This window comes from Candidatus Omnitrophota bacterium, assembly GCA_028715415.1.
Classification (GTDB): domain Bacteria; phylum Omnitrophota; class Gorgyraeia; order Gygaellales; family Profunditerraquicolaceae; genus JAQURX01.
Genome location: JAQURX010000001.1, coordinates 79093 through 103365, shown reverse-complemented (window position 1 = coordinate 103365; position 24273 = coordinate 79093). Strand labels below are relative to the sequence as shown.

Annotated in this window: 20 protein-coding genes; all 20 read right to left on the bottom strand. The window is 34.6% G+C overall.

Going from position 1 to position 24273, the window contains the following annotated elements; all coding sequences use genetic code 11:
• Positions 1–3: 3 nt before the first annotated feature.
• Complete coding sequence (hisH, locus tag PHO70_00490; GenBank protein ID MDD5431456.1) at positions 4–618, bottom strand: imidazole glycerol phosphate synthase subunit HisH; 615 nt, start codon at positions 616–618, stop codon at positions 4–6.
• 32 nt (positions 619–650) lie between these two features.
• Positions 651–1145, bottom strand: a complete 495-nt coding sequence (locus tag PHO70_00485) for a hypothetical protein (GenBank protein MDD5431455.1) — start codon at positions 1143–1145, stop codon at positions 651–653.
• A gap of 100 nt (positions 1146–1245) precedes the next feature.
• The gene (gene wecB, locus PHO70_00480) at positions 1246–2310 is read right to left on the bottom strand and encodes a UDP-N-acetylglucosamine 2-epimerase (non-hydrolyzing) (protein MDD5431454.1); all 1065 of its coding nucleotides are present in this window, start codon (positions 2308–2310) and stop codon (positions 1246–1248) included.
• A 2-nt stretch (positions 2311–2312) separates the two neighbouring features.
• On the bottom strand, positions 2313–3890 hold the full coding sequence (locus tag PHO70_00475; protein MDD5431453.1) for a Gfo/Idh/MocA family oxidoreductase: 1578 nt from the start codon (positions 3888–3890) through the stop codon (positions 2313–2315).
• Positions 3872–4564 carry a hypothetical protein gene (locus PHO70_00470; GenBank protein ID MDD5431452.1) on the bottom strand — a complete coding sequence of 231 codons (693 nt, stop codon included), beginning with the start codon at positions 4562–4564 and terminating at the stop codon, positions 3872–3874. Before PHO70_00470 ends, PHO70_00475 begins: the two co-directional genes overlap by 19 nt.
• Entirely contained in the window at positions 4561–6483 is a 1923-nt protein-coding gene (gene asnB, locus PHO70_00465; GenBank protein ID MDD5431451.1) for an asparagine synthase (glutamine-hydrolyzing), read from the bottom strand. The genes PHO70_00470 and asnB overlap by 4 nt, the downstream gene beginning before the upstream one ends.
• Positions 6458–7786 carry a hypothetical protein gene (locus tag PHO70_00460; protein MDD5431450.1) on the bottom strand — a complete coding sequence of 443 codons (1329 nt, stop codon included), beginning with the start codon at positions 7784–7786 and terminating at the stop codon, positions 6458–6460. Before PHO70_00460 ends, asnB begins: the two co-directional genes overlap by 26 nt.
• A complete protein-coding gene (locus tag PHO70_00455) occupies positions 7783–8829 on the bottom strand; it encodes a radical SAM protein (protein MDD5431449.1) in 1047 nt (348 codons plus the stop codon). Before PHO70_00455 ends, PHO70_00460 begins: the two co-directional genes overlap by 4 nt.
• Complete coding sequence (locus PHO70_00450; GenBank protein MDD5431448.1) at positions 8826–9974, bottom strand: glycosyltransferase; 1149 nt, start codon at positions 9972–9974, stop codon at positions 8826–8828. The genes PHO70_00455 and PHO70_00450 overlap by 4 nt, the downstream gene beginning before the upstream one ends.
• A complete protein-coding gene (locus tag PHO70_00445; GenBank protein ID MDD5431447.1) occupies positions 9971–12019 on the bottom strand; it encodes a glycosyltransferase in 2049 nt (682 codons plus the stop codon). The genes PHO70_00450 and PHO70_00445 overlap by 4 nt, the downstream gene beginning before the upstream one ends.
• Positions 12020–12040: 21 nt before the next feature.
• Complete coding sequence (locus PHO70_00440) at positions 12041–12958, bottom strand: FkbM family methyltransferase (GenBank protein MDD5431446.1); 918 nt, start codon at positions 12956–12958, stop codon at positions 12041–12043.
• Positions 12945–14189 carry a glycosyltransferase family 4 protein gene (locus PHO70_00435; GenBank protein MDD5431445.1) on the bottom strand — a complete coding sequence of 415 codons (1245 nt, stop codon included), beginning with the start codon at positions 14187–14189 and terminating at the stop codon, positions 12945–12947. The genes PHO70_00440 and PHO70_00435 overlap by 14 nt, the downstream gene beginning before the upstream one ends.
• 1 nt (position 14190) lies before the next feature.
• The gene (locus PHO70_00430) at positions 14191–15036 is read right to left on the bottom strand and encodes a class I SAM-dependent methyltransferase (protein MDD5431444.1); all 846 of its coding nucleotides are present in this window, start codon (positions 15034–15036) and stop codon (positions 14191–14193) included.
• Positions 15033–16235, bottom strand: coding sequence for a glycosyltransferase family 4 protein (locus tag PHO70_00425; GenBank protein MDD5431443.1), 1203 nt, complete (start codon positions 16233–16235; stop codon positions 15033–15035). Before PHO70_00425 ends, PHO70_00430 begins: the two co-directional genes overlap by 4 nt.
• A gap of 12 nt (positions 16236–16247) precedes the next feature.
• A complete protein-coding gene (locus PHO70_00420; protein ID MDD5431442.1) occupies positions 16248–17735 on the bottom strand; it encodes a polysaccharide biosynthesis C-terminal domain-containing protein in 1488 nt (495 codons plus the stop codon).
• A gap of 2 nt (positions 17736–17737) precedes the next feature.
• Positions 17738–19279 carry a radical SAM protein gene (locus PHO70_00415; protein MDD5431441.1) on the bottom strand — a complete coding sequence of 514 codons (1542 nt, stop codon included), beginning with the start codon at positions 19277–19279 and terminating at the stop codon, positions 17738–17740.
• Between the two features lies 1 nt (position 19280).
• Complete coding sequence (locus PHO70_00410; GenBank protein ID MDD5431440.1) at positions 19281–20717, bottom strand: radical SAM protein; 1437 nt, start codon at positions 20715–20717, stop codon at positions 19281–19283.
• 33 nt (positions 20718–20750) lie between these two features.
• Positions 20751–21692, bottom strand: coding sequence for a class I SAM-dependent methyltransferase (locus tag PHO70_00405; protein ID MDD5431439.1), 942 nt, complete (start codon positions 21690–21692; stop codon positions 20751–20753).
• A gap of 15 nt (positions 21693–21707) precedes the next feature.
• Positions 21708–23258 carry a radical SAM protein gene (locus tag PHO70_00400; protein MDD5431438.1) on the bottom strand — a complete coding sequence of 517 codons (1551 nt, stop codon included), beginning with the start codon at positions 23256–23258 and terminating at the stop codon, positions 21708–21710.
• A gap of 1 nt (position 23259) precedes the next feature.
• Positions 23260–24267 (bottom strand): class I SAM-dependent methyltransferase, encoded by a 1008-nt coding sequence (locus tag PHO70_00395; protein MDD5431437.1) that lies wholly within the window; start codon positions 24265–24267, stop codon positions 23260–23262.
• Positions 24268–24273 lie beyond the last annotated feature (6 nt).

Sequence of the window (24273 nt, the reverse complement as noted above, 5' to 3'; positions counted from 1 at the left end):
TGATTACAGTTCAACAAAATTTTTTAATAACTTCATACCAAACTTATGACTCTTTTCAGGATGAAACTGCACACCCATAATATTGTTATGCATTATTACTGAAGGAAAATCATACCCATAAGTAGTTTTAGCAACTACATCTTCCCGCCTATTGCATAATACATGATAGGAATGTACAAAATAAAATCGGGGCTCTTTATGCATTTCATTGAACAAACCATTGTTTATATTAGGGCAAACCTGATTCCATCCCATATGAGGAATTTTTAGGTTTTGATTCTCCAAACTAAATCTGAATCTTACAGTACAAGCATCTATCCATCCCAACCCTTTAACTGTACCTTCCTCACTCATCTTGGTAAAAAGTTGCATACCCAAACAAATACCTAGAATAGGAACCTTATCTTCAAGTACTCGTTTAGATAGAAGTTTAATTACCCCGGAGCTTTGCAGTTTTTCCATTCCGTAGTCAAAAGAACCAACACCCGGTAAAATAAACTTTTCTGCATTAGCAAGTGAATCTTCATCACGAGCAATACAGGCCTGAGCTCCAATCTTTTTAAGTATATTTACTATTGAGCCTAAGTTTCCGACACCGTAATCAATTATCGCAACCATATAACTAATCTAGCCCCAGGATAATACAAAACCTAACTGATCTTCTCTGCCATAATTAGAGCATTCGCAACAAATTCTTTTAGTTCTTCTACATTTTTTAAACGCTCTCTGTATACTTCTGCAACAATCTTTTCTTCCTTGTTTAAATTCACAAAATCAGACAGAAATACTTTATTAATATCTTCCAACGTATTAGAAATCTCAAATATTTTCTTCTCAATAGAGGTTTTTAATTTTGACAAAAAAATCTTTTTTATATTTGCTTCGGCTTCATAAAAATCCTTTCTTGATCCCTTAACCCAAACTCTCCTTACTGCCCCCCACTTTTCCAATTCGCGAATATTAAGACTCACATTCCCCTTACTAGCCCCTAGAGCCTGCGCCATTTCATCTAAAGACAACGGTTTTGCGTTCAAATATAGAATTCCGTAAAGCTTTATAACAAAAGCATTTAACCCAAAAGAACTACTCATAATACCTAAAGTTTCAAGAAACTTATTCTGGACTTTCTCAAGATTTTCGTTCATTAAAGTTTACTCGCAATTCGTTTAAAACGATTTAAAAGTTAATGTATTATATTACCCTATTGAAATTGGACTGTCAACAAAGAATAATTCATGGAGATTCCTATTGGATTAGAACTTTTGCAATTTTCTGGCTCGCATATCCATCACCATAAAAAGAATGGTTAAATCTAATTTTTTTCTTGGACATTTTTGCATAAAAATAATAAATTCTTTCCGAATCAACCCCAGAAAGCTCAGCAACTCCCGAATTTATAAGCTCTGTCCATTCCGTTTCCTCTCTAAGAATAACACATGGCTTCTTGAAGAAAAAGGCCTCTTTCTGAAGGCCACCGCTATCCGTTAAAATAATTTTGCTGTGAGAAATTAAGAAAATACTCTCAAGATAACCTACTGGGTCAACTACCTGAAAATTACTTCTAATTTTATACTCATATAATACCTTTCTTGTTCTCGGATGAACAGGAAGAATCAAATTAATTTCCTTAGCAATTTTATTCAATGCAATCCAAATGGATTTTAATCTGGCTAACGAATCAGTATTTTCAGCTCTATGGATTGTAACTAAGGCATATTTATCCGGAACCTTAAAGGAAGGCTCCTTTTGAAAAACAGAATAATACCTACAGATATCATACATAACATCCCCTGAAAGAATTATTGAACAATCTCTTCTACGGTAACCTTCATTGTTTAGATTAACAACTGCTTTTTTCGTCGGACAAAAAAGTATATCACTTATACGGTCGGTTAAGACGCGATTGACTTCTTCAGGCATATTCATATTATAGCTGCGTAATCCGGCTTCAACATGGGCAAGTCGAATCCCGAGCTTCTTGGCCGCAAGGGCACCTGCTAAAGTAGAATTAGTATCACCATACACAACTACTGTATATGGCTTTATCCTAATCAAGGCTTTTTCAATTCTTTCCAGCATTGCTGCTATCATTGCCCCATGGGACAAAGAATTAATATTCAAGAAATAATCAGGCTTTGGCAAAGATAATGCATTAATAAATACTTCGCTCATATTAGCATCAAAATGCTGTCCGGTATGAATAATAACAGAAAGAGCGTTTGGCATATCTTTCATCGCACGATAAACTGCTGCGCACTTAATAAACTGAGGCCGAGCCCCAACAATATGTACTATCTTTTTCTTTTTCATAGTCAACTACAGTCTACTAATACACCTTTTGCTATACGGTATTTCTTATTGCATGACCTGCAAACTGCCTTTTTACTTTTAAGGCCAAGTTTCACCCCACACGAACACACCCATCCTTTCTGAATAGCAGGATTTCCATACACAAGGCTATAAGGTAAAACATCTTTTGTTACAACCGCCCCTGCTCCTATAAATGCATATTCACCGATTGTATTCCCACAAATAATTGTAGAATTTGCTCCTATAGTAGCTCCTCTCTTCACAAGGGTCCTAAGGTATTCATTCTTACGTTCAATAAAACTACGCGGATTAATTACATTAGTAAAAACTACAGAAGGCCCACAAAAAACACCATCTTCAAAAGTAATGCAATCGTAAACCGAAACATTATTTTGAATCTTTACACTATTGCCGATAGATACATTGGAGCCAATAAAAACATTTTGCCCTATCCTACAATTCTTTCCAATTTTAGCATTCTTCATTATATGAGAATAATGCCAAATCCGCGTTCCTTCGCCAATATGGCATCCCAGCTCAACATCAGCGCTAGGATGAAAATAATAAGGAACCTCCTCAATGGCTGGTTTAATAGCACAAAGCGAACCCTTATGTTCAAGCGACTCTTGACAAGCATCTAATACTTTAAGGACACGCAAAGCACTCTTACCATCTGTTTTTGGGCACTTTCTCGTACGAATACAATCTAAAAAATGAGAACACTCGAGAAATAGAGGTTCCCCCGGTTCAACTTTAATACGCTGCGCAGATTCTTTTTTAGGAATAGGAAGTCGGCCGATCCAATTAATTGTATGGTTATAAACAATTAACTTGTCCTCTTGGGCAACATCATCGAAGACAGCCATCTTTTTATCGCCAACTACAATAAGCTTCTGCTCCTTATAAGGATGAAGCCAACTAACAAAAATATGCCCCTTTACACCATTTGAAAAATTAAGTAAACTTATGGTTACATCCGCGACTTCATGATTTAAATAACTCCCTCCCGATGAAGAAACGGATTCTGGCAATTCATTCAAAAGTAATAAAATAATTGATATATCGTGAGGCGCGAAGCTCCAGAGAATATTCTCTTCTTTACGGATTTTACCCAAGTTCAAGCGGTTTGAATATATATATTGAATTTTCCCGAGGTCTCCATTATCCATCATTTCTTTTAGTTTACAAATCGCAGGATGATATTCAAGTATATGCCCAACCATAAGGACTCTCTTTGTCTTATGCGCTAAGGCAATAAGCTCAGATCCTTCTTCAGGAGTCAAAGAAAGTGGTTTTTCAACAAAAACATCTTTACAGGAAATTAAAACACACTTAGCAATTTCAAAATGAGTCTTTGCAGGAGTTGCAATTACAACCGCATTTATTCCCGGATCAGCAATTAAATCATGGTAAGATGTATAAGTTCTAATCCCCGGATAATCATGAGCTATCGATTTTAGTTTTTTAATATCCTCATCACAAATTGCACTAAGTACACCTAATTTCGAGAAAACTCGAACAAGGTTACTACCCCAATACCCAACTCCTACTATTCCTACTTTTATTTCTGATTTGTCCATTTTTTCACCTCATAGATAAATCTGTTTAAAGGCGACTGTATAAAAGACCTTTTATAATCAACCTTATCCGATTTTAAAAACTTTTTAATCATATCATTGTAGTTTTCAGGTATTTTTTTATCTATTGCGTTTATAACAAAATCACCATTCAATATATTTTCAATGGTAGCAAATTCTCCGATTTTATTTCTTAAATATATACCATTAACAGGATCAAAAACCCGATATTGGCCTCTAATCTTTACAAAAGCGAGAACAAAAAGCTCGCTATTATCATTTTTAAACTCACTGAAAAAAGATTTTAACCCCACATAAGTACAAAGCGTAGCAAAAACGTCGCAAATCTGATCCTTTGTCCCGTAACCCCGGACAATTATATTCCAAACATGATCATCAATAATTGGAAGTTCATGCGGCTGCATTTTAATTGTTTTATGCGTCCATTCAAAGATCCGAAGCAAACGTTCATTTTCACCACAAGAACCAGAAATTATTTCCTTTACTAGTTCCTGATAATTATAATGTCTATCAAAAAAATCCAATGCCTTAAGGTACAAAGGAATTTCTTTGGTAACAACTACAAAATTTACTCCTTGACGAGTAGTTAATCTGGTATTGAATAGAGCATATATTAATCCAAAAACTAAAATTACAATAATAATCTTTTTTATCATGCTATCTTGCCTTCATCAAAAAACTTTTGATGCCAAAGCTCAAGCATCAAAAGTGACCACAACTGATAAGAATGATCGCATTTGCCAGAAATATGCTGTTTTACCATTCCAATAACAATTTCCGAATTAAAATAACCTCTTTTTAAGGCTTTTGAAGCCAAGAGGGTTTCCTTTAAAAAACCTCTTAAATCAGTCCGCAGCCACTTCCCAATCGGCATAGCAAAACCCATTTTGGTTCTATATAGATTATTCTTGGGAACAAACTTCTCCAGATATTTCTTAAAAATATACTTTTTGATATTTCCTTTCAGTTTATAACTAACCGGAAGACATGCAGCAAATTCCATAAATTTATGATCTAATAACGGAGAACGCACCTCTAGTGAGTTAGCCATACTTGCAATATCAACCTTAGTTAATAAATCATAAGGAAGATAATTCGAGACATCTGTCTTAAGGAGCCGATCAACAAGGTGCCAATTTATATTAGTATTAATGAAACGCGCCATATTTGATTCAAGCCCTTGAGGATCAATCATTCCCTTAAAGCCATTAGTATACAAAATCTCTTTTAAACCTGAATTCCATATCCCTGTCCATCGTAAATATCTTTCGTCTGCCGGAAGTGCTGCAGCTGCCAAAAAACGCTTTATTCTACGAAATGTATTCTTTGAATTTGCGGAATCTGGGAAAAGATTTGAAATCTTTCCAACTAAACAACGGACAAAAGGATTCCATTTTGAATAATCTTCCGCAACCAGCATAGCGTAATAACGATCATAACCGGCAAATGATTCGTCTCCCCCATCGCCGCTGAGTGCAACCGTAACGAATTTCTTTGTCTCACGAGAGACATAATACGTCGGTATACATGACGAATCAGCATATGGTTCTCCATATCTCTCTACTAATAGAGGAAGTATCTGCAAAGCATCTGGCTTTACTACAAATTCATGATGATCAGTATTGAATATCCGCGCAATATTTTTTGCGTATTTTAACTCAGAATAGTCTTTTTCTTCAAAGCCTATGGAAAAAGTTTTTATTTTTTGATTGCTTAACCTGCTCATCATAGAAACAACTGCGCTTGAGTCGACTCCTCCGCTTAAAAAACTCCCTAAAGGGACATCGCTTCGTAAACGAATCTTCACCGACTCTTCAAATATCCTCTCAAGCTCAGATTCAACATCCTGTTCTGACATAACCAGCTTCGGATAATACTCCAGTTCCCAATATTTACTTACTTTTAGCTCTTTATTCTTAAGAACAATTGAATGTGCATGAGGAAGCTTAAAAACATTCTTAAATATGGTTAACGGTGCAGGTATATACCCTAAGGTCAAATAATAGTCTAACGCTATAGGATCAAGCTCTCTTTCAATTAAGCCGCTTCCTAAAAGCGAAGAAAGTTCAGAAGAAAAAATAAATAAACCATTTTTGTAATAATACACAAGTGGCTTCTTCCCTGCGCGATCCCGAGCAATGAACAAAATGCTATTTTTTACATCCCAAATTGCAAAAGCAAACATACCACGGAGATGTTTTACGCAATCTTGCCCGTATTGCTCATAAAGATGCACCACTACTTCTGTATCGCTTAAGGTTGCAAAAATGTGTCCTTGCTTTTCCAAATCAAAACGCAATTCAAGATAATTATAGATTTCTCCATTCAATACTATCCAAATGCTTTTATCTTCGTTATGGATCGGTTGGTGTCCAGAATTTAAATCAATGATTGAAAGCCTCCTATGCCCCAGTCCAATTGAAATTATACCGGAACTACCACTATTCTTTTTATAATCAAAAAAAGTCCCGCTGTCATCTGGCCCTCGATGAGCCATTTTATCCATCATAGATTTTATATAGCTGTTTAGGTCTTTCCCGCTGCTTAAATCAATTATTCCGCAAATTCCACACATGCAAGAACCTCCTGAACACAAAAACAAACCCATTTCCTAAGAAAATAAAGTAAATAGGCATAATTACAGCCCTGTGCCTAAACAATGTACCAACATTACCTTCAAATAAAGCAAGGAATGAAACATTAATAAACAAAAAACTAAACGCTAGCAAACATAATTTATTTTTATAAATCCCTATTATGATTCCGATAATAATAAATACTAAACAAAAATACCAAATTAATGCTTCTACAATAATCATACTGCCCATAAAGGTCTTTATATCGGATCCCCATGGAAAAGGAGCAAAAACAGCATAGAACAATCCATTCAGATAAGCATTTTTTACAATCCGCAATGGAACAAATTTATGCTTTGAAGGATGCTGAAATTCTAAAGGGAAAAGAAGAAAGTTTCCCTCTGATTCAGTAGCAGTGGCATTGCTGATTTGTTTGTCTGCCGCCCTTAATAAGAATCTATTACCAAACGAAATAACATTCTTAGAAGATAAAGTGAAGAATAAAATAAAAATCACTCCTACAAGCAGGCTTCTAAGAATTATTCTCCTTTTTTTTATAAACCTAACCAAGGAAACACCAACTAGAAAAATTGCAAAAATAAAAAAATAACCGCTGCGGAAGATATTAATTATAAACGCAACAATCAACGCTAAGGAAAAACCATAAAAGAAATTCCTATTATAAAACTTCAACAAAACATAAAAAAACAATACCACCAAGAAGATAATAACCTGATCCCTTAAATTTGTTACTGACCAGAATAAAAGAGAAGGATAAAACATGGTAAAAATCGCAGCGAACTTTGCAATGGCGTAATCAACAAAAATAATCCGAGTGCACCGGTAAACAAGCAGAGCAGAAAAAACTCCCCAAAGACAATTTAACAGCTTACCAAAAAGGGGATCGTAACCAAAATTAGAGAAAAACCAAGAAATTATCACTAAATGAGCATTTCTAAAATAATAATCTCCGTAGTTACTTAATCCAAAAGATATCTCTCTTGAAGCTTTTATAAAATTATGCTCATCGAAAAAAATAGACCCTTCAAAAGCATCAGCAAAAGAATCTATTGCTCCAGGACAAAATCCTTTGTTTACAAGATAAAATTGGACTATGAATACAAAAATCAGCCTAAGGGATAATCCAATCAAGAACAGGCTCATTAGAAAATTTTTATCTGTGGGATCTTGATCTCTTGCGAGAAGAATTAAAACCAAAAATGTAATCAGAATAAGCAATGCCCAAGCCGGAGAAATAAATAACCCCAATAAGAATAAACTTGATAAAATAATATATTTCAAAATAATTTTCTCCAAGGAAAAAGAATATGCTGAACACGAGAATTTATAGTGTACGTAGGACATGTTTTACATAAACATCCTGTAGGATATTTATCATCCTTATGCATATTCTTACCTAGCCTGCGGAAACTTTGATACTTAAATGAATACCAAATAGACTTAATATTATTCTCGTAAATATTACCAATTGAGTCGCTACAATTGCAACAAGGGAATACCGATCCCTGCGCTGTAATAATAGATCCACCAATAAATCCCGCAAAACAATCAACTGCCTTCTTCTTTTGATAGCCCAAAACATCAAGAAAGGAACGAAAATTATTAGCTACTGAAGATAATTTATTCCTATTAAGTTTTCTTAACTCATCAATCGCCTCTTTATTCAGGATAAGCGACTTGTCAGTCAAATATCCAATTCCCAGCTCCCTGAATATTATTTCATCAACTTTAAGTTTCTCAGCTAAATCGATAAAACCGATTATTTCTCGGTAATTAATGCTCATAACCACAAAAGACAAAACAACGGTTATACCCTTAGACTTTGCATAATTAATGGCTTCAAGGATTCTCGAGAAATCCTCCTGCTTGCTTCCTTCATGGATTAAAGCATAAGTTTGCTTTGAAGATGAATTAAGGCTAATATAAAATCCGTCTAATTTTGAATCACTGAAATCATCAATAAGCTCTTTTGAAAGGAAATATCCATTAGTAGTGATGTCAACTTTCATTTTTAATTCTTTTGCAATCGCTACAATTTCTTTAATCCTCGGATAAATCAATGTTTCACCATATCCACACAAATTAATATTCTTGGTTCCCATCTCCGCCAAAGAATATAAGACTTCTTTTGCTGTATTAAATTCCATTAATGAGCGGTTCCCGCCTTGATAGCTACCGGTAGATTTCCTTGCAAAAACATTACACATAACACACTGATAATTGCATACATCGCTTAAGCCTAGTTGAACGCTGTAAGGGCCTATAAATGGTTTGTTTAAATAAATCCCCAAAGCCAGCTTTAAATACCTGATAATTTTATTCATTTGTTTTTTATTAAATCCAAGTAAAGCGCTTCATAGCTTCTGATCATCTGCTCTGCTCCAAACCTTGCTTCAACAACTTCGCGCCCTTTGTTTGCGATATTAAGACTGAAATTCTGATTGCTCAAAATACCATAAATTTCTTGATACAAAGCATCGGCATCTTTAGGTTTTACTAATACACCACCCACATAATTTCCAATAACCTCTGGAATGCCTCCTACTAGAGACGCAACGATAGGTTTATTCATTGACATGGCCTCAATAAGAGATATTCCAAATCCTTCTTCAATAGAAGGCTGAACTACAATATCCATTGCAGAAATTAAATCAGGGATATCTTCTCGATAACCTGTAAATATAACATTACCAAGAATATTCAACCTATCTGCCTCTTCCTGTAGATGTTTCCTATATGGCCCTTCCCCAATACACAAAACTTTGATATTAGGAATTCTTAATTTAAGCAAGCTTACTGCAACAAAAAGGTATTCATGCCCTTTTCGGGGGTGCAGATTTGCTACAACTCCAATACATTTTTTCCCCTCAAGGCCAAATTCGTGTATAATCTTCTTCTTATTTTCAGCGCACGAACACATTCTATTTAAATCTACCGAATTGTAGATAACCTCAATTTTTTCCTTTGGAATTTTTTCTACTTCGACAAGGTGCCTTTTAATCTCTTCAGAACAAGCGACAATCTTGTGCGCAATTCTATGTGAAACCATATCAATCTTTTGCTTAAGTATATTCTTATAAATAAAGAAATAATCTTTATACTGCCTTGACAAAACTCTTATGCAAGGATTAGGCAATGCTGCAATTTGTCCGATTAAATTTGAATGAAAAAGCCAAGTATGAACAATATCAATTTTATTATTCTTAATATAAGCGGAAAGAGCCGGGATAAATAATAACGCCTTTCGGGAAGAATTCCCCTTTAGGGAAAACGGCTTAAATCCTCTTTGCTTTAAACCAGACAAATAAATCTCATCATCGCTTTTACTAAAGAGATTACAGAAATATAATTCAAAACTTGCTTTATCGTATTTTTCCGAAATCAACAAAAGTAGTTTTTCTATACCCCCGATTCCACTGGGAGTGCTAGTAACATGAAGCAGTTTAATTTTTCGACTATTTGCTTTCAAGCTAACTCCTGATACATTTTAATATACCTATCGGCAATATGCTTCATAGAATAGAAACCAACTTTCTTCTTCGCCTCTTTTCCTAAACCATAATATTCACTAGGATTATTAAGAACGCGATTCAAAGAATTAAAAAGCTCTTCTTTATCTCCCGGAGGGATAAGCAAACTGTTGTTCGGGTTTAAAAGGCTATCATGTGCTGGTATCTTTGTTGAAACGATAATATTCCCACAACTCATTGCCTCAAGCAACGCATTTGACATGCCTTCTGAAAGTGAAGGCAAAACAAAAACATCAGAAGCTAAAAGATAATCTGAAACATTGGAAACTTCTCCATAAAAATATACGGAGTCTTCTAATCCAAGGCTTTTGGTTAAATCTTTTAATTCATTTTCTATATTATTATACAGCCCGCCATTTCCTAATAAAATCAGATGTGCTCCAGGATGGATGGAGATTATTTTTTCCCAGCTCAAAATAAGATCCATTAGGCCCTTTCCTTTTGTAAGGCGCCCGACATAAGTAACTATGTATCTATACGGCAAACCTAAACTTTTCTTATAATATTCCCTTGTTTCATTATCAAATGCGCTACGCTCCTGCAAAAAAACTCCGTTGGGGATAAAATTAGTCTTCTTAGCACTTAATACTGAAACACTAGATAAATCATTTTTCATCTCATCGTTAAGTACAACAAATCTATCCACATGCTTTAGTAAATGTTTCCTTATATTGCCTAAAGTAAGATTTGCCATCTCACAAACATCGCCTTTCTCCCCTGTCGATGACAATCTGGCTACTACTGGCTTACCCGTAAATAACTTATTAAGAACGCCTATATTCAATGAAGATGTCAATTGGAAACATTGAACGATCTTATACTTATCATTGTTAAAGATAAGCCAAAAAAGACTTGCAACAAGGTAATAAAGAGAACTTAAGATTTTATGGCTCTTTAAATAACTGTACCGGCGTATAAATAGATTATTTTTTTTCTCTTGGCTCGACAAATTAAAATAGTTCCTAGTGAGAACAAATACCCGCAAACCATTCCTTTCTAATTCTTGAATTAATAATTTTGCTTGATTTTGTAAACCTCCAGAACCATCAAAATTTGGGATAGGCATTACAATCCCGTCACCCGGAGACAATAACAAAGATCTTTTGCGCATTAATAAATTAGCCAATGAATAAATAAATTTATAATCAAAAATACTTCCCTTTGCAAAGATAAAAGACTTTTTTAAATAATCCAACGCCTTAGTTCGGTTACCTGCAATTGAATAATTCAAAGCAATGGTACAATACGTATTCGCATACGAAGCCTTAATTATTCGTTCCGAAGCCTTTTCATTAAATTCAGAGAACATGAGCTTTGCCGCAGTTAGCATGGAGCGCTCAATTGAATCCGCAATAATGCTTGTAGATTCATGCTGCCTGTATTTTACGAGCACTTTATTGTTATGCACAAAATTAAATCTTTGAGAAAGCCTTACCCACATTTCCCAATCTTCAGAACCGGAAAGATTTACATCCTCATTAAAAAAACCGACTTCATTAAAACAACTTTTTTTAATTGAAACGCTCGAGGTAATTAAAAAATTATTGCACAGGATTTTATCTTTTAGCCTTTTATAACAACCTGAATGCCTAATTCCTGCATTCCTGCCCACTTCAGTAACAACTTGGGCATCAGAATACACGACAGAAGCCTCAGGACACTTTTTAAAAACATCTAAATCGTATTCAAGTTTTTGAGGAAACCAACTATCATCTGAATCTAAAAAAGCTATATATTCACCGGATGAATTACTGATTCCCAAGTTCCTAGCTGCAGCCCTCTCTTTATGATTTTGCTTAAAAAGTTTTACTTCTTTTGATTTAAAAGCGATTTGGGAAATAATTTCAAAGCTATTATCGGTAGACCCATCATCTATAACCAAAATCTCAAAATCATGCAAAGTTTGGCAAAGCACGCTCTCAATTGCTTTTGAAACATATTTAGCATTGTTAAAAACCGGAATTATAACTGAAAAAATAGGCATTTTCTTTTATTAAACAATTATTTAAATAAACTTAAAGAAATAGTTGTCTCCGAAATATCCACCTGAATACCTGTAATGAGGCAAGGGCAAAGCTAAATCAACCCTCTGGAAACAGTCTTTTTTTAGATTAAACCAACTCATTTCATATTTCCTGATTCCTTTCAAATACTCTAAGAATTCCTCTGGCGTGTAACCAAAAGGCTCCATGGTTGTTCTCGACAACTCTATAATAAACTGGGGAGGATTATCAGCAAGGATCACCTTCTTTGCCCCTTTTATAATCTCTAACTCTGATCCTTCGGCATCAACTTTGACAAAATTAGGCATGTTTATTTTTTTCCCAAAAATCATACCATCAAGAGAAACAACCTTACAAGTATTTTCAAGCTTCACGCCTGAGCTTCTATTAGGACTCAATGTATCCATTCCGGAATTACCATTAACAATACTATAAACATTTTTCTGCAAGTTATTTTCTCCAACCGCCGCATTAAAATAGGTCACGTTTTTATAGCCGTTCAAAACAATGTGATCATTAAGACGACTGAATGTAGCAAAAGAAGGTTCAAATGAATAAACATTGCCTTTTTCCCCAACAATCCCTGCGGCTAAAAGAGTATAGAATCCAACATGTGCCCCGACATCAACAAAACTCATACCAGACTTCAAATTATTACTTAAGAATAAATATGTACCCCTCTCATTGTTGTTTAAATAAATATTCCTCTCAAGGTCATCCTTAAGGTTCAAATTCATTTTAAAACCTTTATTAAAATCTACAGTAACGTGGCAATTAGGAAATGGAAAACAACTGTTAATAATACCAATAAGTAATTTTTCAATCTTAGATTTTCCTTTAAAGTATCTGCTTTTAAAAAACCATTGGACAAAAAGATAAGCTCTTTGTTTAAAAGAATTAAGGTCCTTAATTATATTCATCCGATCTCCCAGTATAATTTCTATCAATACAATTATTAATAACTTTTTGCATATTATTTGTTACCGAACTCCACCCATACAATTCCTCAACAAGTTTTCTTGCATTTTTAGCCAATAGACATCTTAATTCATCATTATTAACAAGCTCAAGCACATATTTCACAAATTCATGTGCAGTATCAGCAATAATTATGTTTTCTCCATTTGTTACGCGTAGCCCTTCGGCACCTTTAGAGGTAGAGATGACCGGTATGCCCGCAGCCATAGCTTCAAGTATTTTGAGGCGCGTCCCGCTACCAGCTCTGATTGGAACGACAAAAACCGAAGCTTCATACATAATCGGACGCATATCTTCAAGGAAACCGGTTAGACAAACCGTGTCACCAAAGATTTTCACTTGTTTTTTTAACTCCAAAGACGGATTCTTGCCTGCAATTACCAACCTGACAGAAGGATCTTTTTCTAGAATCTTAGGGAAAATATCTTCCAAGAAATAGCTCATAGCCTCAACATTCGGAAAATACGACATCCCACCCGAAAAAACAAGTTTTTTTGAATTATTCCGCTTATAGCCATATTTCCAATACTCGAGATCAACGCCATTAGGAACTAAGCTATATTCTCTTTTTGATAATCTATTTAAAATAAATGCGTCATTCTCAGAAGCGACTGTAACCGCTTCAAATTTATTTAACAATTTCTCCTCAAAAATTCGCGTCGCAAGAAAATCAAAATATCGTGAAACCTTACGCAATCCAGGTTTTTCAATAGAAAATAAGTTCTTCATAAGGATGTACTCGACATTTTGTTCATCTAAGATTAACGGAATCTTTGTTTTGGGCAAACATAAACGAGCCACCCAAGGGCTAGCACAAATAATACAAACAATAGGATGATTATCCACAATAAAATCTATCTTATTTTTAAGCTTTTTTTCCTCTGAAAACCTACAAAATTTAGGCTCAAAAGCAAGAAACGTGCCCAATCTATTGGCTATCTTTTCATAAAGGCTTACTGGCCCTTCGCTTAATTCCACCGTATTGATTGTTTTACAAACCCTAGACAGTAAACCCTCTAAATAAATTGGATCTTTCCTGTCCGAATAAGTAACTAAATGAATGTTATAAAACTCTGAGAGATTAACAATTAAATTATAATTCCGCAACTTATTACCGTCAGTTGGCGGCTCGGGGAAAACTGTATTAACCCAAAGGATGTCTTTTTTTTGCATATCAAAGCTTCTCCCCGACAATAAATAAAGCATTGCCTTTAGTTCTTCTCCCCCCTAAAGAAAGAGCAAAAATCACAAATGAAACAAATATAATCATCTCTTTCAATAACCTTCCTAACAAATTCCCGCTATGCCCAACAGAATAATTTAATATACCCGCCAGATTAAACCGGTTGATTTTAATCCTTGCAGCATAGAAAAATAAATACCAAATCAATAGTTCATAATTCGATAAATAAGGTTCACAATACTTCATCCTAAATCCAGATGCAAATAATTTATCCTCCCACCAATTTTTGTCATAACAATTAATATGCATCAAATCTCGGTTCACGGCATCCTTATGCTTTTGCGCAAGTTTTTTAAATCCAAATAATCTTGCCAAGCGCACAGGAAGAAGATTCTCCCCAAATAACTTATCAGGAACTGTGAAAATTAACTGGGATCCTTTTGAGGCGACCCGAGATAACTCTGACAGAGTTTGCTCAAGTGGCTGGATATGCTCAAGAACACAATTTGACAGAACTGAATTAAATGACCGATTCATAAATGGAAGCTTTGATATATCTCCGCAAATAACAGTTTTATACAATTTGATTCTTGATGAAACCTTTAAAACTTCCTGGCGTAAGTCAATACCTACTACTTCTCCATCCTTAATAGCTTTTCCTTGCGCAAGTGTACTTAAAAACAAACCGTCGGCACAGCCTAAATCAAGCATAGGGAACAAAAAGGAAGCCTGGCTTATAAGCGCAGCCTCTTTTGCTCGCCAGAAAGCTAAACCGGGATCATTCCAATATGTTTCTAAAAATAACCTCAAAAATTTAATTTGCTGCCTTCGTTTCATTCAACCGCCTTTTGTTTATCTAACAGGATTTCGTAACACTTCCTCTCGTCATTCAAAGAATCAACTGGATGATTAAAGCTTAATGCTTTTTCCTTAGCCTTCAGCCCCATTTGAAGGTAGATATCAGCATTAAAGAGAACTTTAAGAGCTTCCTCAGCCATAGACTGATAATCACCATCTTTAACCAATATGCCATTAACATTATTCTCGATAAATTCACTATGCCATTCATAATCAAAAGCGATAATCGGCTTGCCAGAAAGCGCCATCTCTAATAAAGAATACCCTGCGTGAGAAGCAATAAGAATATCGCTAATCGACATAATATTTACGAGATCCTGAGAGCTCTTATTTCCCAAGAAATATACATCTTGCTCTATTCTAAGCTTCTGGCATAATTCCTCAACTTCCAATCTATGAGGCCCTTCCCCTGCTAAAAGCATTATTACATCACTACGCTTCTGCTTAATAAGCGCAAGGCACCTAACCAAACAATCGATTTTCTTCTCTAAATGCAGCCTTCCAAAATAAAATAAAATTTTCTTGCCCTCCCAGGACTGTTCTCTTTTAAATCCTTTATCCGGAGAAGCTGTAAAATAAAAGGAATCGGTGGTAGTCCTGATGCTTTTGCATTTTAGGGGGAGAGCTCCCCTGCGGATAACATAATCCCTATAAAACTTTCTATCTGTAATCACCATAGCGGCTTTTTTAAAAACTATTCTTTCAATACAAAGCTCTACCTTCCTAGGCAAATAAGGCATATTTCTTCTCCCGCCAGTTTTATAGTAAAGCTCAAAGTCTGCTAAATTATAAATTACCGCTGGTTTCCCTGTAAGAAAAGACAAGATAATTGCGTTTAAACCCGTTAAGAAGGGCTCATCAGCGGTTATAACAGAAATATTATTTTCTTTAATAGTTTTAAAGGCCCTAGTTAATAAGTTAATTTCTGAAAAGAAAGAATCCAAGAATTTCAGCTTAAGTTTAGAAAATAACGACCCAAAACCGGATATATCAAAGATAGTACAGTCCGGGCCTACATTGATTAATTTGTTAGAATCCGCCTTAAAAAAAACGATATATACCTTCTCAAATAAATGGTTCAAATGCATAGAAAGTACGCGATTCAAGGCGTTTCTTTTAATTATACAGGCTTCATAAGCCCCATTTTTAAGGTGGATTATTTTATATTTCTGACTCATACACACACTCTATCAATTAGCAAGCCTTCTTCTAATAAAATCAATTGTCCAGCCAGGAAACTCTAATTTGCTTAAAACAGTAACTAAATCCTTATCCAAAAAGAATCTTTTAATAACAATTACTAAACCAATAAACATTATAAAACTTATAACGATGGTAGCGATAACGCCTTTGATGCAAAAAACAATCAAAAAACTAAAAAATACAGGAATAACATTAAACACTATTAAAGAAAATTTAAACTTTGTTACTTTATGGGTTTCTAGCATAATAGAAATACTGTAAGCAATCGAAGCAATGCATGTAGCAATAGCCGCTCCAAGAATACCAAAAAACTTAATCAAAATAATATTCCCCAATAAATTAGTGAAAATATAGATAAGAGATGCCTTTGTTGAAGCCCAAGTAAATTTATAGGCCGTAAGCACTCCCGCGAACAAAACATGTATACCGGCAAAACCAGTTCCTAACAATAATACTTGCAAAGGATTTAATGCAAAGACAAAGTTTTTGCCAAATAAATGTAAAAAAAGTAATTTAGAAACAACCATTGTTAATGCAACAATAATCGCCCACACAAAAACACCTAAAGGGACTAACTTCCTTACGTATAAATCAATTAAATCGATTTTTTTCCTTGAGTACAAAAGCACTAATATAGGAGTAAGTGCAATACTTAACTGCAAAATAGTTGAGCCAACAAGAAAATTTATTTGATGAGCTAAATAATAAGTACCTAGCTGATCTTTAGTCAAGAAATTATTGATTAGAATCGGGCTTATCCACATCCCAAAATGAGCAGTACCTACTGAAATAAATAATGGCCCAGAAAATATTAAAAGCTCCTTTAGGTCGTTTTTTCTAAACTTAACAGGGATTAAGATATCTTTTTTTGTAATAATAATATTTATTGAAACAAATATCCCTGAACTAATTAAGAATGAATATAAAAGCAGCTGAACAGAAAGTCTATGATAATAGACATAAAGAAAACTTAAGATTAGCAAGAGCACAAACTTCTCAAGTACTTGGAGAATTCCGTAGATTTTTAGTTTTCTTGTTGCTTGATATATACTCAAAAGTGAAGTGCTTATTAAAAGCAAGAAAACATACGTCAATAAAATCCAGATCTCTTGTTTGGTTATACCGATATACTTAGACACTCCCTCTCTTAACGCAACAACAACTAATGAGCTAAGTCCAAACATAACGCAGACAACTAATGCATAAGCCCAAAAAATTCTTGAAACCTTTGCAGTCTTGTCAAACTCCTCCCTGCCAAATCTAACAATTGAACTTATAATCCATGTTGAACTAAAAAGCAGTAAAGTCTGAGTTGCAAATATAAAAACACTATAAACGCCGTAACTGGCGGCATCCATCATCCGGGTAAGCATAGAAGTGATAACGATTGAAAATAAGCAAATTAAAAAATTAGTTGCTACTAGCAAACTGTAATCTGCCGGAACCGATTTTACATCAGACTTTATCGTATTCACGCCTACTGCTTCCTTATTTTTTCATTAGCTAAATCTCTATAATAAATTTCCACGCTAGAAACATTTTCTTCTAATTTAGGACTTGGGAAAATCCAAGTTCCATCAGGAACATGCTTAAATTTAATGGTTCTTTTTTCCATAATAGTCTCGATAGCTGTTTTCTTACGAGCCCTGTATTTAAATGAGCGCACGAGCCTCCTAATTGAATTATTCAAATCATGCCTTAAAATTAAATATACTTTTACAAAAAAGAAAAACCAATTTGGAAAACCCGGATTTTCATAAAAACCTGTCTTAATATTAATTATCTTTTTTGCCTTAAGCCTTTCTTCTTTGGGAAAATCTTTTGTCTCAAAAGCTACCGATTCTTTACTTTTATGAAGTATCTGAGATGTAGCAAAAGGATCATTAATAAAAGTACCATTATTCTTAACCCACTCATAAAGCCTTGTACCTGTAAACGGGACGGCGGATGCATAAAACAGCCTGTCGAGATTTAAGCTTAAAGCGACATTAAGAGATTTGATAGTTTTTTTGAAAGTATCTTTCGGCAAACCCATAATCATAAAACCGTAAATACCCAATTTTGATCTCTTGGCTATCTTTATCCCCTTTACTATTTGCTCGACATCTTCACCTTTCCCAATAGCTTCTAAAACTTCTTGATCAAAACTTTCTATGCCTACCCAAATAGTCCTGCAGTTAGCTTTTTTCAAAGCCCGGGCCATGCCTTCAGTTATTTTGTCAGCCCTAACCCCCATTGCAACCCAAGGCAGATCAATCTTATTTGTAACCAATAAATTGCAGAATTCCTCAATTCTCTTAGGATAAACATTAAAACATGAATCCCAGACTAAAAAACTCTTTAAACCATACCTATTCTTAGCATAGATAAGCTCATCTAAACACTTTCCCAAATCCCTAGGCCTCCAAGACTGACTGGTATATTTACTGCAAAATGAACAATTATGCGGACAACCTCTACTAGTTACTATAGGATATATATCCATTGACTCAACCCCAAAAGCTTCATAATTAGCCATTGGCAGGCAATCCAAATCCTTTATCAACTCTCTATGTGGATTAATTCTAACTTTCCCGTTTTTTTTGTCTTTCCATATCAAACCCCTGACAGTATCTAAATTTCCGCCTTTTGAGAGCACATCTAAAAACTCCGGTAACGTTTCTTCTCCTTCTCCCACAACTATCGCATTTAAATCTACAAAATTAAAAAAATTCTCTTTTTGTAAGGACGGCTCAGCCCCGCCTGCAATAATATATCCACGATAATATTTTTTTAAATCATTAACCAACAGGATTGTTTGTTTCAACGAGAGATTCAAAACAGAAAACCCCACCACATCAGGAGATATGGCCTGGACTGCTTTCCTTAACCTCTCCTCAACAGAATCCCTAAGCAGATTAAGATCTAAAATTGAGACACAATGCCCGGCTTCTTTTAAAATCGCGGTTAAATATGCTATCCCCATATTTAAACCAGGTGAAACTTCATCGCCTAAAGGATCAACAAATAATATCTTCATTTTATTCTTTCTTCTTGAGTTTATCTTTTAGATAATAAATAATTTTATATAATTTGGTAAATCTTAGGAATTCCTTAAGGCATAAGAAAGTTAAGCTATTCACTGCTAAAACAAATTTTTTCTTACGCAATAATTCAGAGATCATTATTTTATCAAAAAATATTGTTAGGGAAAAAGCATCATGCTCGTGTGTATACAAAGGGGAAAAACGCTTATTTAGCCAGTAAGATTCATTTATAAAGCCTTCACTTTTGGCTAAATCCTCGAGTTCCGTACCCGGAAAAACTTGCGTTATCCCGGCGACAATGCCATCAGGCTTAGACTTTCTCAGAATACTTATAGTCTCGGCAATAGTCGAATTATCTTCTCCAGGATTCCCGACCATAATAAAAGCATAAGCATCCATCTTTGCTTTCCGGCTCAAGTTAAATGCATTGCATATCTGATCCTGAGTAATATTCTTATTAATATTTTTTAGTATGCGAGGAGAACCTGACTCCACTCCAAAAAAGATTCTAAAACAACCGGCTTTCTTCATCAACTCTAAGACTTCACAAGAAACAGGTTCAACTCTTCCGGCAGAAGACCAGGTTATATTAATCCCATTATCAATAATTAGGTTACAAAATTTCTTTACTCTATCAAAATTAAGCAAAAAAGTATCATCGGAAAACATAAAGTGTTTAACTCCAAGTTCCTTCAATCGCTTAATTTCGTTAAGAACATTACCCGGAGATCTTAAACGTACTTTATTATTCCATAATACCGGACATGAACAAAAATTACATTTATTTGGACAACCCCGTGCAGTTAAAATCGGGAGAGTAATCTTTTTTCTGTTATCTTTACCAAGAAATGGTTCGTAATCTAAATAAGGGATATAGGCCTCAAGGTCGTAATCGGCATAGGTAGGAAAAGGCAAGCTATCCAAATCCGGTATAAGCTCTCTATCAGCAGTCTTGATTATCTTACCATCCGATTTAAAAGTTAATCCCTTTACAGTATAAGGGACTTTCTTAGTTTCAATTGCTTTAACCAACTCAAGAAAGGTATTTTCTCCCTCCCCCCTTACTACAAAATCAACCGGAAAATGAGAAATAATCTGTTCATGCAAACAAGTAGCGTGCGGACCGCCAAACACAATGATTGGCTTTTTCTTCTTTTTCTTAAATAATCCTGCTAGTAATCGAGAATTAAAATGCTGATTTGTAACGCAAGTGATGCCTACAATATCGGAATCATCCAATTCAATAAAGTTTTCGATCTTTGGCCAGTCCCAATCAAACATATCTTTAGCCCGGATATCATAACCATACTTTTTAAGATAAGCAGAAATAGAAGCTATGCCTAAAGGCGGCAAAAAGAATTTTCCTTTCAACATAACTTTTCTGTTATCCTCCGGCAAACAATACGGAGGGTTTAAAAGTAAGATCTTCATAATTCTATTCCTCTAGAAAGCATAACCATAAAATCATCTTTTCTCATAAATAAAACATAAATTATGCCCAATAATGTTTAAAAGCGGTAAACTTCCAATCTTTCTTTGGAGAAACGAAGACTTAGTATATAGCCAAAGCGGCAAACTCGTGTTAATAAGAGAAAACAAATGCCAAGGCATAATGATAGTGGTAAAAGACTTCACTTGTTTTAAATCTTTCCGGGTAAAAATCCTAGACCACTTATAAAATAACGAAGAAATTAACTCATTAGAAAAAGTTGCATAAACTCCATGGATATCAGGAAAAGGAAAATTGCGATTATTATTCCAGGGCGTTTTCAACTGATAGGTTTTAATAGAATCTTTTTCAATATTGCGATTATCAATAGAAGAACGGATAAAAATGCTTTTTGCCATTTTATAGCCATGGAATAAGGCTCTTCGCATAATATAATTGTAATAAACAGGAATATACGTGAGCCTCTCAACAAAATTGGGCACTGTAGCTATAAGAAGCCCTCCTTTCTTAAGGACCCTTGCCATTTCAGATATAGCCTGGCTTCTGCCCGCAATATGCTCCAGAGTATAACTCGAATACACAATATCAAAACTTTCATCCTTAAAAGATAGCGACTCTGCTGACGAAGAAATCACTGTACAATTTCTTAAACCAACTCTTCTTGTTAACTGCAAAGCCTTATCAATCCCCATAGACTCGGTTGATCTATCAGGAGAGCCCAAATCTGTGGCAATAACCTTATTAGAAATTGATGCTATGAGCGAAGAATTAAAAGCATTTCCGCAGCCTACTTCTAACACATTCCCCCATTTATCTACTCCGGCCTGATAAAGCAAATTCTTAAATTCCGCAGCACGCCAAATATAATGGTTTTCAAAAGGCTGCAAATCTTTAGCCTTAATCAAAGCCATATTTGTCTGATAATCTATCTGTTTAAAAAGTTTAGCGTATTCCATAAAAATAGATACTAACTAATACATTCGGCGTTTATGCCTCAATTTATATATAAAGTTAAATATGCGCCATTCAATTAAGAAATTAAAGTTGTTAGTCCGCAATCTCCAATTAGCCAGATGCAAAAGCAACTTATATGTTAATTCAAATACAAAATTAACAACTTTGTTTTTTCTTTTCATTGTTAAATAATAACCTATTCCTGTTGTGCCGAGGCAAATTGGCAGATAAAAACCAATAACAGCATTGGTGATATCCAAATCTTTCTTATTTACCCATGGGAATTTTAAAAACATTTCAAAATCATTAAAATCATGAAAAAACAAATCTTCCAATTTATCAGAAAAAATATAGTTCAATTTCTTAGCCCGGTTATAAAGCACAGTACCAGGAAAAGGTAAATAATGGAAGAAATTAACAAACAAGCCTGAAGGGTATTTTTTGTTTAAATCCAACACCATTCTTACGGTATCGAAGAATGATTCTTTCTTCATAAAAGGCAAGCTAGTAATAAATGACAAAAGAACGGAAATATTATTCTTAGATAGCCTTTCTATTGCAAAAGGCAAATCCCCTACCTTGCTATCCTTATCCAGGAAATCTAAAACTTCTTGAACCCCGGATTCAGCTCCAATCATAAGTTGTTTACAACCACTTTCTCTAAGAAGCTCAAGAAAATTATCATCGTAACCTCTTATGTATTGAGCCCTCACTTCCGCCATCCAATTAAATTTGAGCCCTTTACTTAATATTCCTTTACATATATCTTCAACCCTCTTCTTACTTACAAAAGTATTAGCATCAAACATATTTATTCCATCTAAATCGTATGTTTTAATTAATTTCTCCAAATCGGCCAAAACTTTTTCAGAGCTAAAGCCACTCCAATTTCTACCGAATACAGCAGGATCATTGCAAAAAGCGCATCTATGGGGGCATCCCAAAGTAGAAACATACACCAAAGATCGCTTTGCATTAATATTAATACTAGGAAGGATATAATTTTCTATATTTGGCACTAACTCAAAAGGATAAGAAGGAAATTCATTAATGTCAATAAAACCCCTATCTTCATTATGGACTATCTTTCCCCTTTGATTCAAGAAAGAAATCCCTTTTAAATTTTCAAAAGAGTCTTTGGCATTCAAACAATTAACTAACTCTAAAAATGTTTGTTGTCCTTGCCCCCTAACAACAACATCTGCAACTTCAGCCTTAAACAATGTTTCAGGCATAATCGATCCATGATATCCTCCAAAAACAATCATTTTATCTGGAAATTTTTCTTTTAAAATTCTTGCAGTAGATATAGCATCTTTTAATTGGAAGCCGGTTTTGCTAGAAATACCCAAGCAAAGTGCTTCTTCCATTTGCTCAGAAAGAGTTTTTATAGGATCGGGGTCAAACAATCCATCTACTATCTTGACTCGATAGCCTTCTTTAAGTAACGGTCCAGAAATAGATAAAAGCGATTGCAAGAAATAACAAGCCCCTTCTTTTGAAGGATACAGCTTGGGATAATAAAGCAGAATTAAACGATTCCCTGATCTTAAAGATTTACTATTCATATTATTTTCTCTCCCCAACGGCTCCCCAACTCTGATTTCTCAAGAATGTTAAATGCGAAATCTTTAAACCATTATCAGAAAACCAGCGTTTAATTTCATCACCAGAAATATAATAAATGATCTCGGTAGACATAAAATCAAAAAGCACGCTTCTCCTGTCTTCAGCGCTATGGTAAGGCCCAAAAAAATATTTAGAAAAGTAATCGTTATAGAAAAGAAATTTTTTAAGAAATCTAAACCAAGGCACAGTATTTATAGGGACATAAATTACTTTATAAAATAAACTTAATATTAACTCTCCTAAAACGGCTAAAGAATGTTTTATAGGGAAACTGAGTTTTCGGGTAATAAATTGTATGGGAGCGATTAAATATCTAAGCACCATATTGCCTTCTTTAGCATAGACCCAAATAGCTATAGTTCCTCCGGGCTTTAAATGAGAACTTATTGAAGAAAAACTACGAAACCGATCAGAGGTATGGTGGATCACCCCTAAAGAATAAATAAAATCAAAATTCTCCGAAAACGGAAGTTTATTAAGGTCTGCCCGGATAACATGCACATTGGGCAAATTCCCAACATATCTATATGCCGCTTCAACGCTCTCCGAAATATCGCAAGCAAAAACCTCTGCAGCACCATATTGCGCAGAAAGTTTAGTCAAACGGCCCATACCGCAACCTACATCCAACACCACCTTTCCTTTAAAAAAATCCTCTTGAATAGGGGGTATATCGATTAAAAACTTATCTTTGAGCGGGCCGAGCTTCTCGCTATAATAGTTCCACTCATGACCAAAGCTTTTCGCAGTTTTTTCTGTCTTTTTGTTTATGATTTCTTTTATGAATATTGGTATAAAGTTAGAAATCATAAATATTTCACTACAAGATTTGCATTTTAAACTGCCTTCCTTTACTCTCCCGTCAGCGCCAGCTTCATTAATAAACAAACTGAAAGCGCCAACTTTACACGAAGGGCATGTTAAATATTTAATTATTCTTGTTTGCATAGATAG

Excerpts from the sequence above, each read along its gene's own strand:
- hisH (MDD5431456.1), bottom strand. The coding sequence starts at position 618 with ATGGTTGCGATAATTGATTACGGTGTCGGAAACTTAGGCTCAATAGTA.
- PHO70_00430 (MDD5431444.1), bottom strand. The coding sequence starts at position 15,036 with ATGAAACGAAGGCAGCAAATTAAATTTTTGAGGTTATTTTTAGAAACA.
- PHO70_00405 (MDD5431439.1), bottom strand. The coding sequence starts at position 21,692 with ATGGAATACGCTAAACTTTTTAAACAGATAGATTATCAGACAAATATG.
- PHO70_00485 (MDD5431455.1), bottom strand. The coding sequence starts at position 1,145 with ATGAACGAAAATCTTGAGAAAGTCCAGAATAAGTTTCTTGAAACTTTA.
- PHO70_00415 (MDD5431441.1), bottom strand. The coding sequence starts at position 19,279 with ATGAAGATATTATTTGTTGATCCTTTAGGCGATGAAGTTTCACCTGGT.
- PHO70_00475 (MDD5431453.1), bottom strand. The coding sequence starts at position 3,890 with ATGGACAAATCAGAAATAAAAGTAGGAATAGTAGGAGTTGGGTATTGG.
- PHO70_00395 (MDD5431437.1), bottom strand. The coding sequence starts at position 24,267 with ATGCAAACAAGAATAATTAAATATTTAACATGCCCTTCGTGTAAAGTT.
- PHO70_00455 (MDD5431449.1), bottom strand. The coding sequence starts at position 8,829 with ATGAATAAAATTATCAGGTATTTAAAGCTGGCTTTGGGGATTTATTTA.
- PHO70_00470 (MDD5431452.1), bottom strand. The coding sequence starts at position 4,564 with ATGATAAAAAAGATTATTATTGTAATTTTAGTTTTTGGATTAATATAT.
- PHO70_00440 (MDD5431446.1), bottom strand. The coding sequence starts at position 12,958 with ATGAATATAATTAAGGACCTTAATTCTTTTAAACAAAGAGCTTATCTT.
- wecB (MDD5431454.1), bottom strand. The coding sequence starts at position 2,310 with ATGAAAAAGAAAAAGATAGTACATATTGTTGGGGCTCGGCCTCAGTTT.
- PHO70_00410 (MDD5431440.1), bottom strand. The coding sequence starts at position 20,717 with ATGAAGATCTTACTTTTAAACCCTCCGTATTGTTTGCCGGAGGATAAC.
- PHO70_00445 (MDD5431447.1), bottom strand. The coding sequence starts at position 12,019 with ATGCCTATTTTTTCAGTTATAATTCCGGTTTTTAACAATGCTAAATAT.
- asnB (MDD5431451.1), bottom strand. The coding sequence starts at position 6,483 with ATGTGTGGAATTTGCGGAATAATTGATTTAAGCAGCGGGAAAGACCTA.
- PHO70_00435 (MDD5431445.1), bottom strand. The coding sequence starts at position 14,189 with ATGCAAAAAAAAGACATCCTTTGGGTTAATACAGTTTTCCCCGAGCCG.
- PHO70_00400 (MDD5431438.1), bottom strand. The coding sequence starts at position 23,258 with ATGAATAGTAAATCTTTAAGATCAGGGAATCGTTTAATTCTGCTTTAT.
- PHO70_00425 (MDD5431443.1), bottom strand. The coding sequence starts at position 16,235 with ATGAGTCAGAAATATAAAATAATCCACCTTAAAAATGGGGCTTATGAA.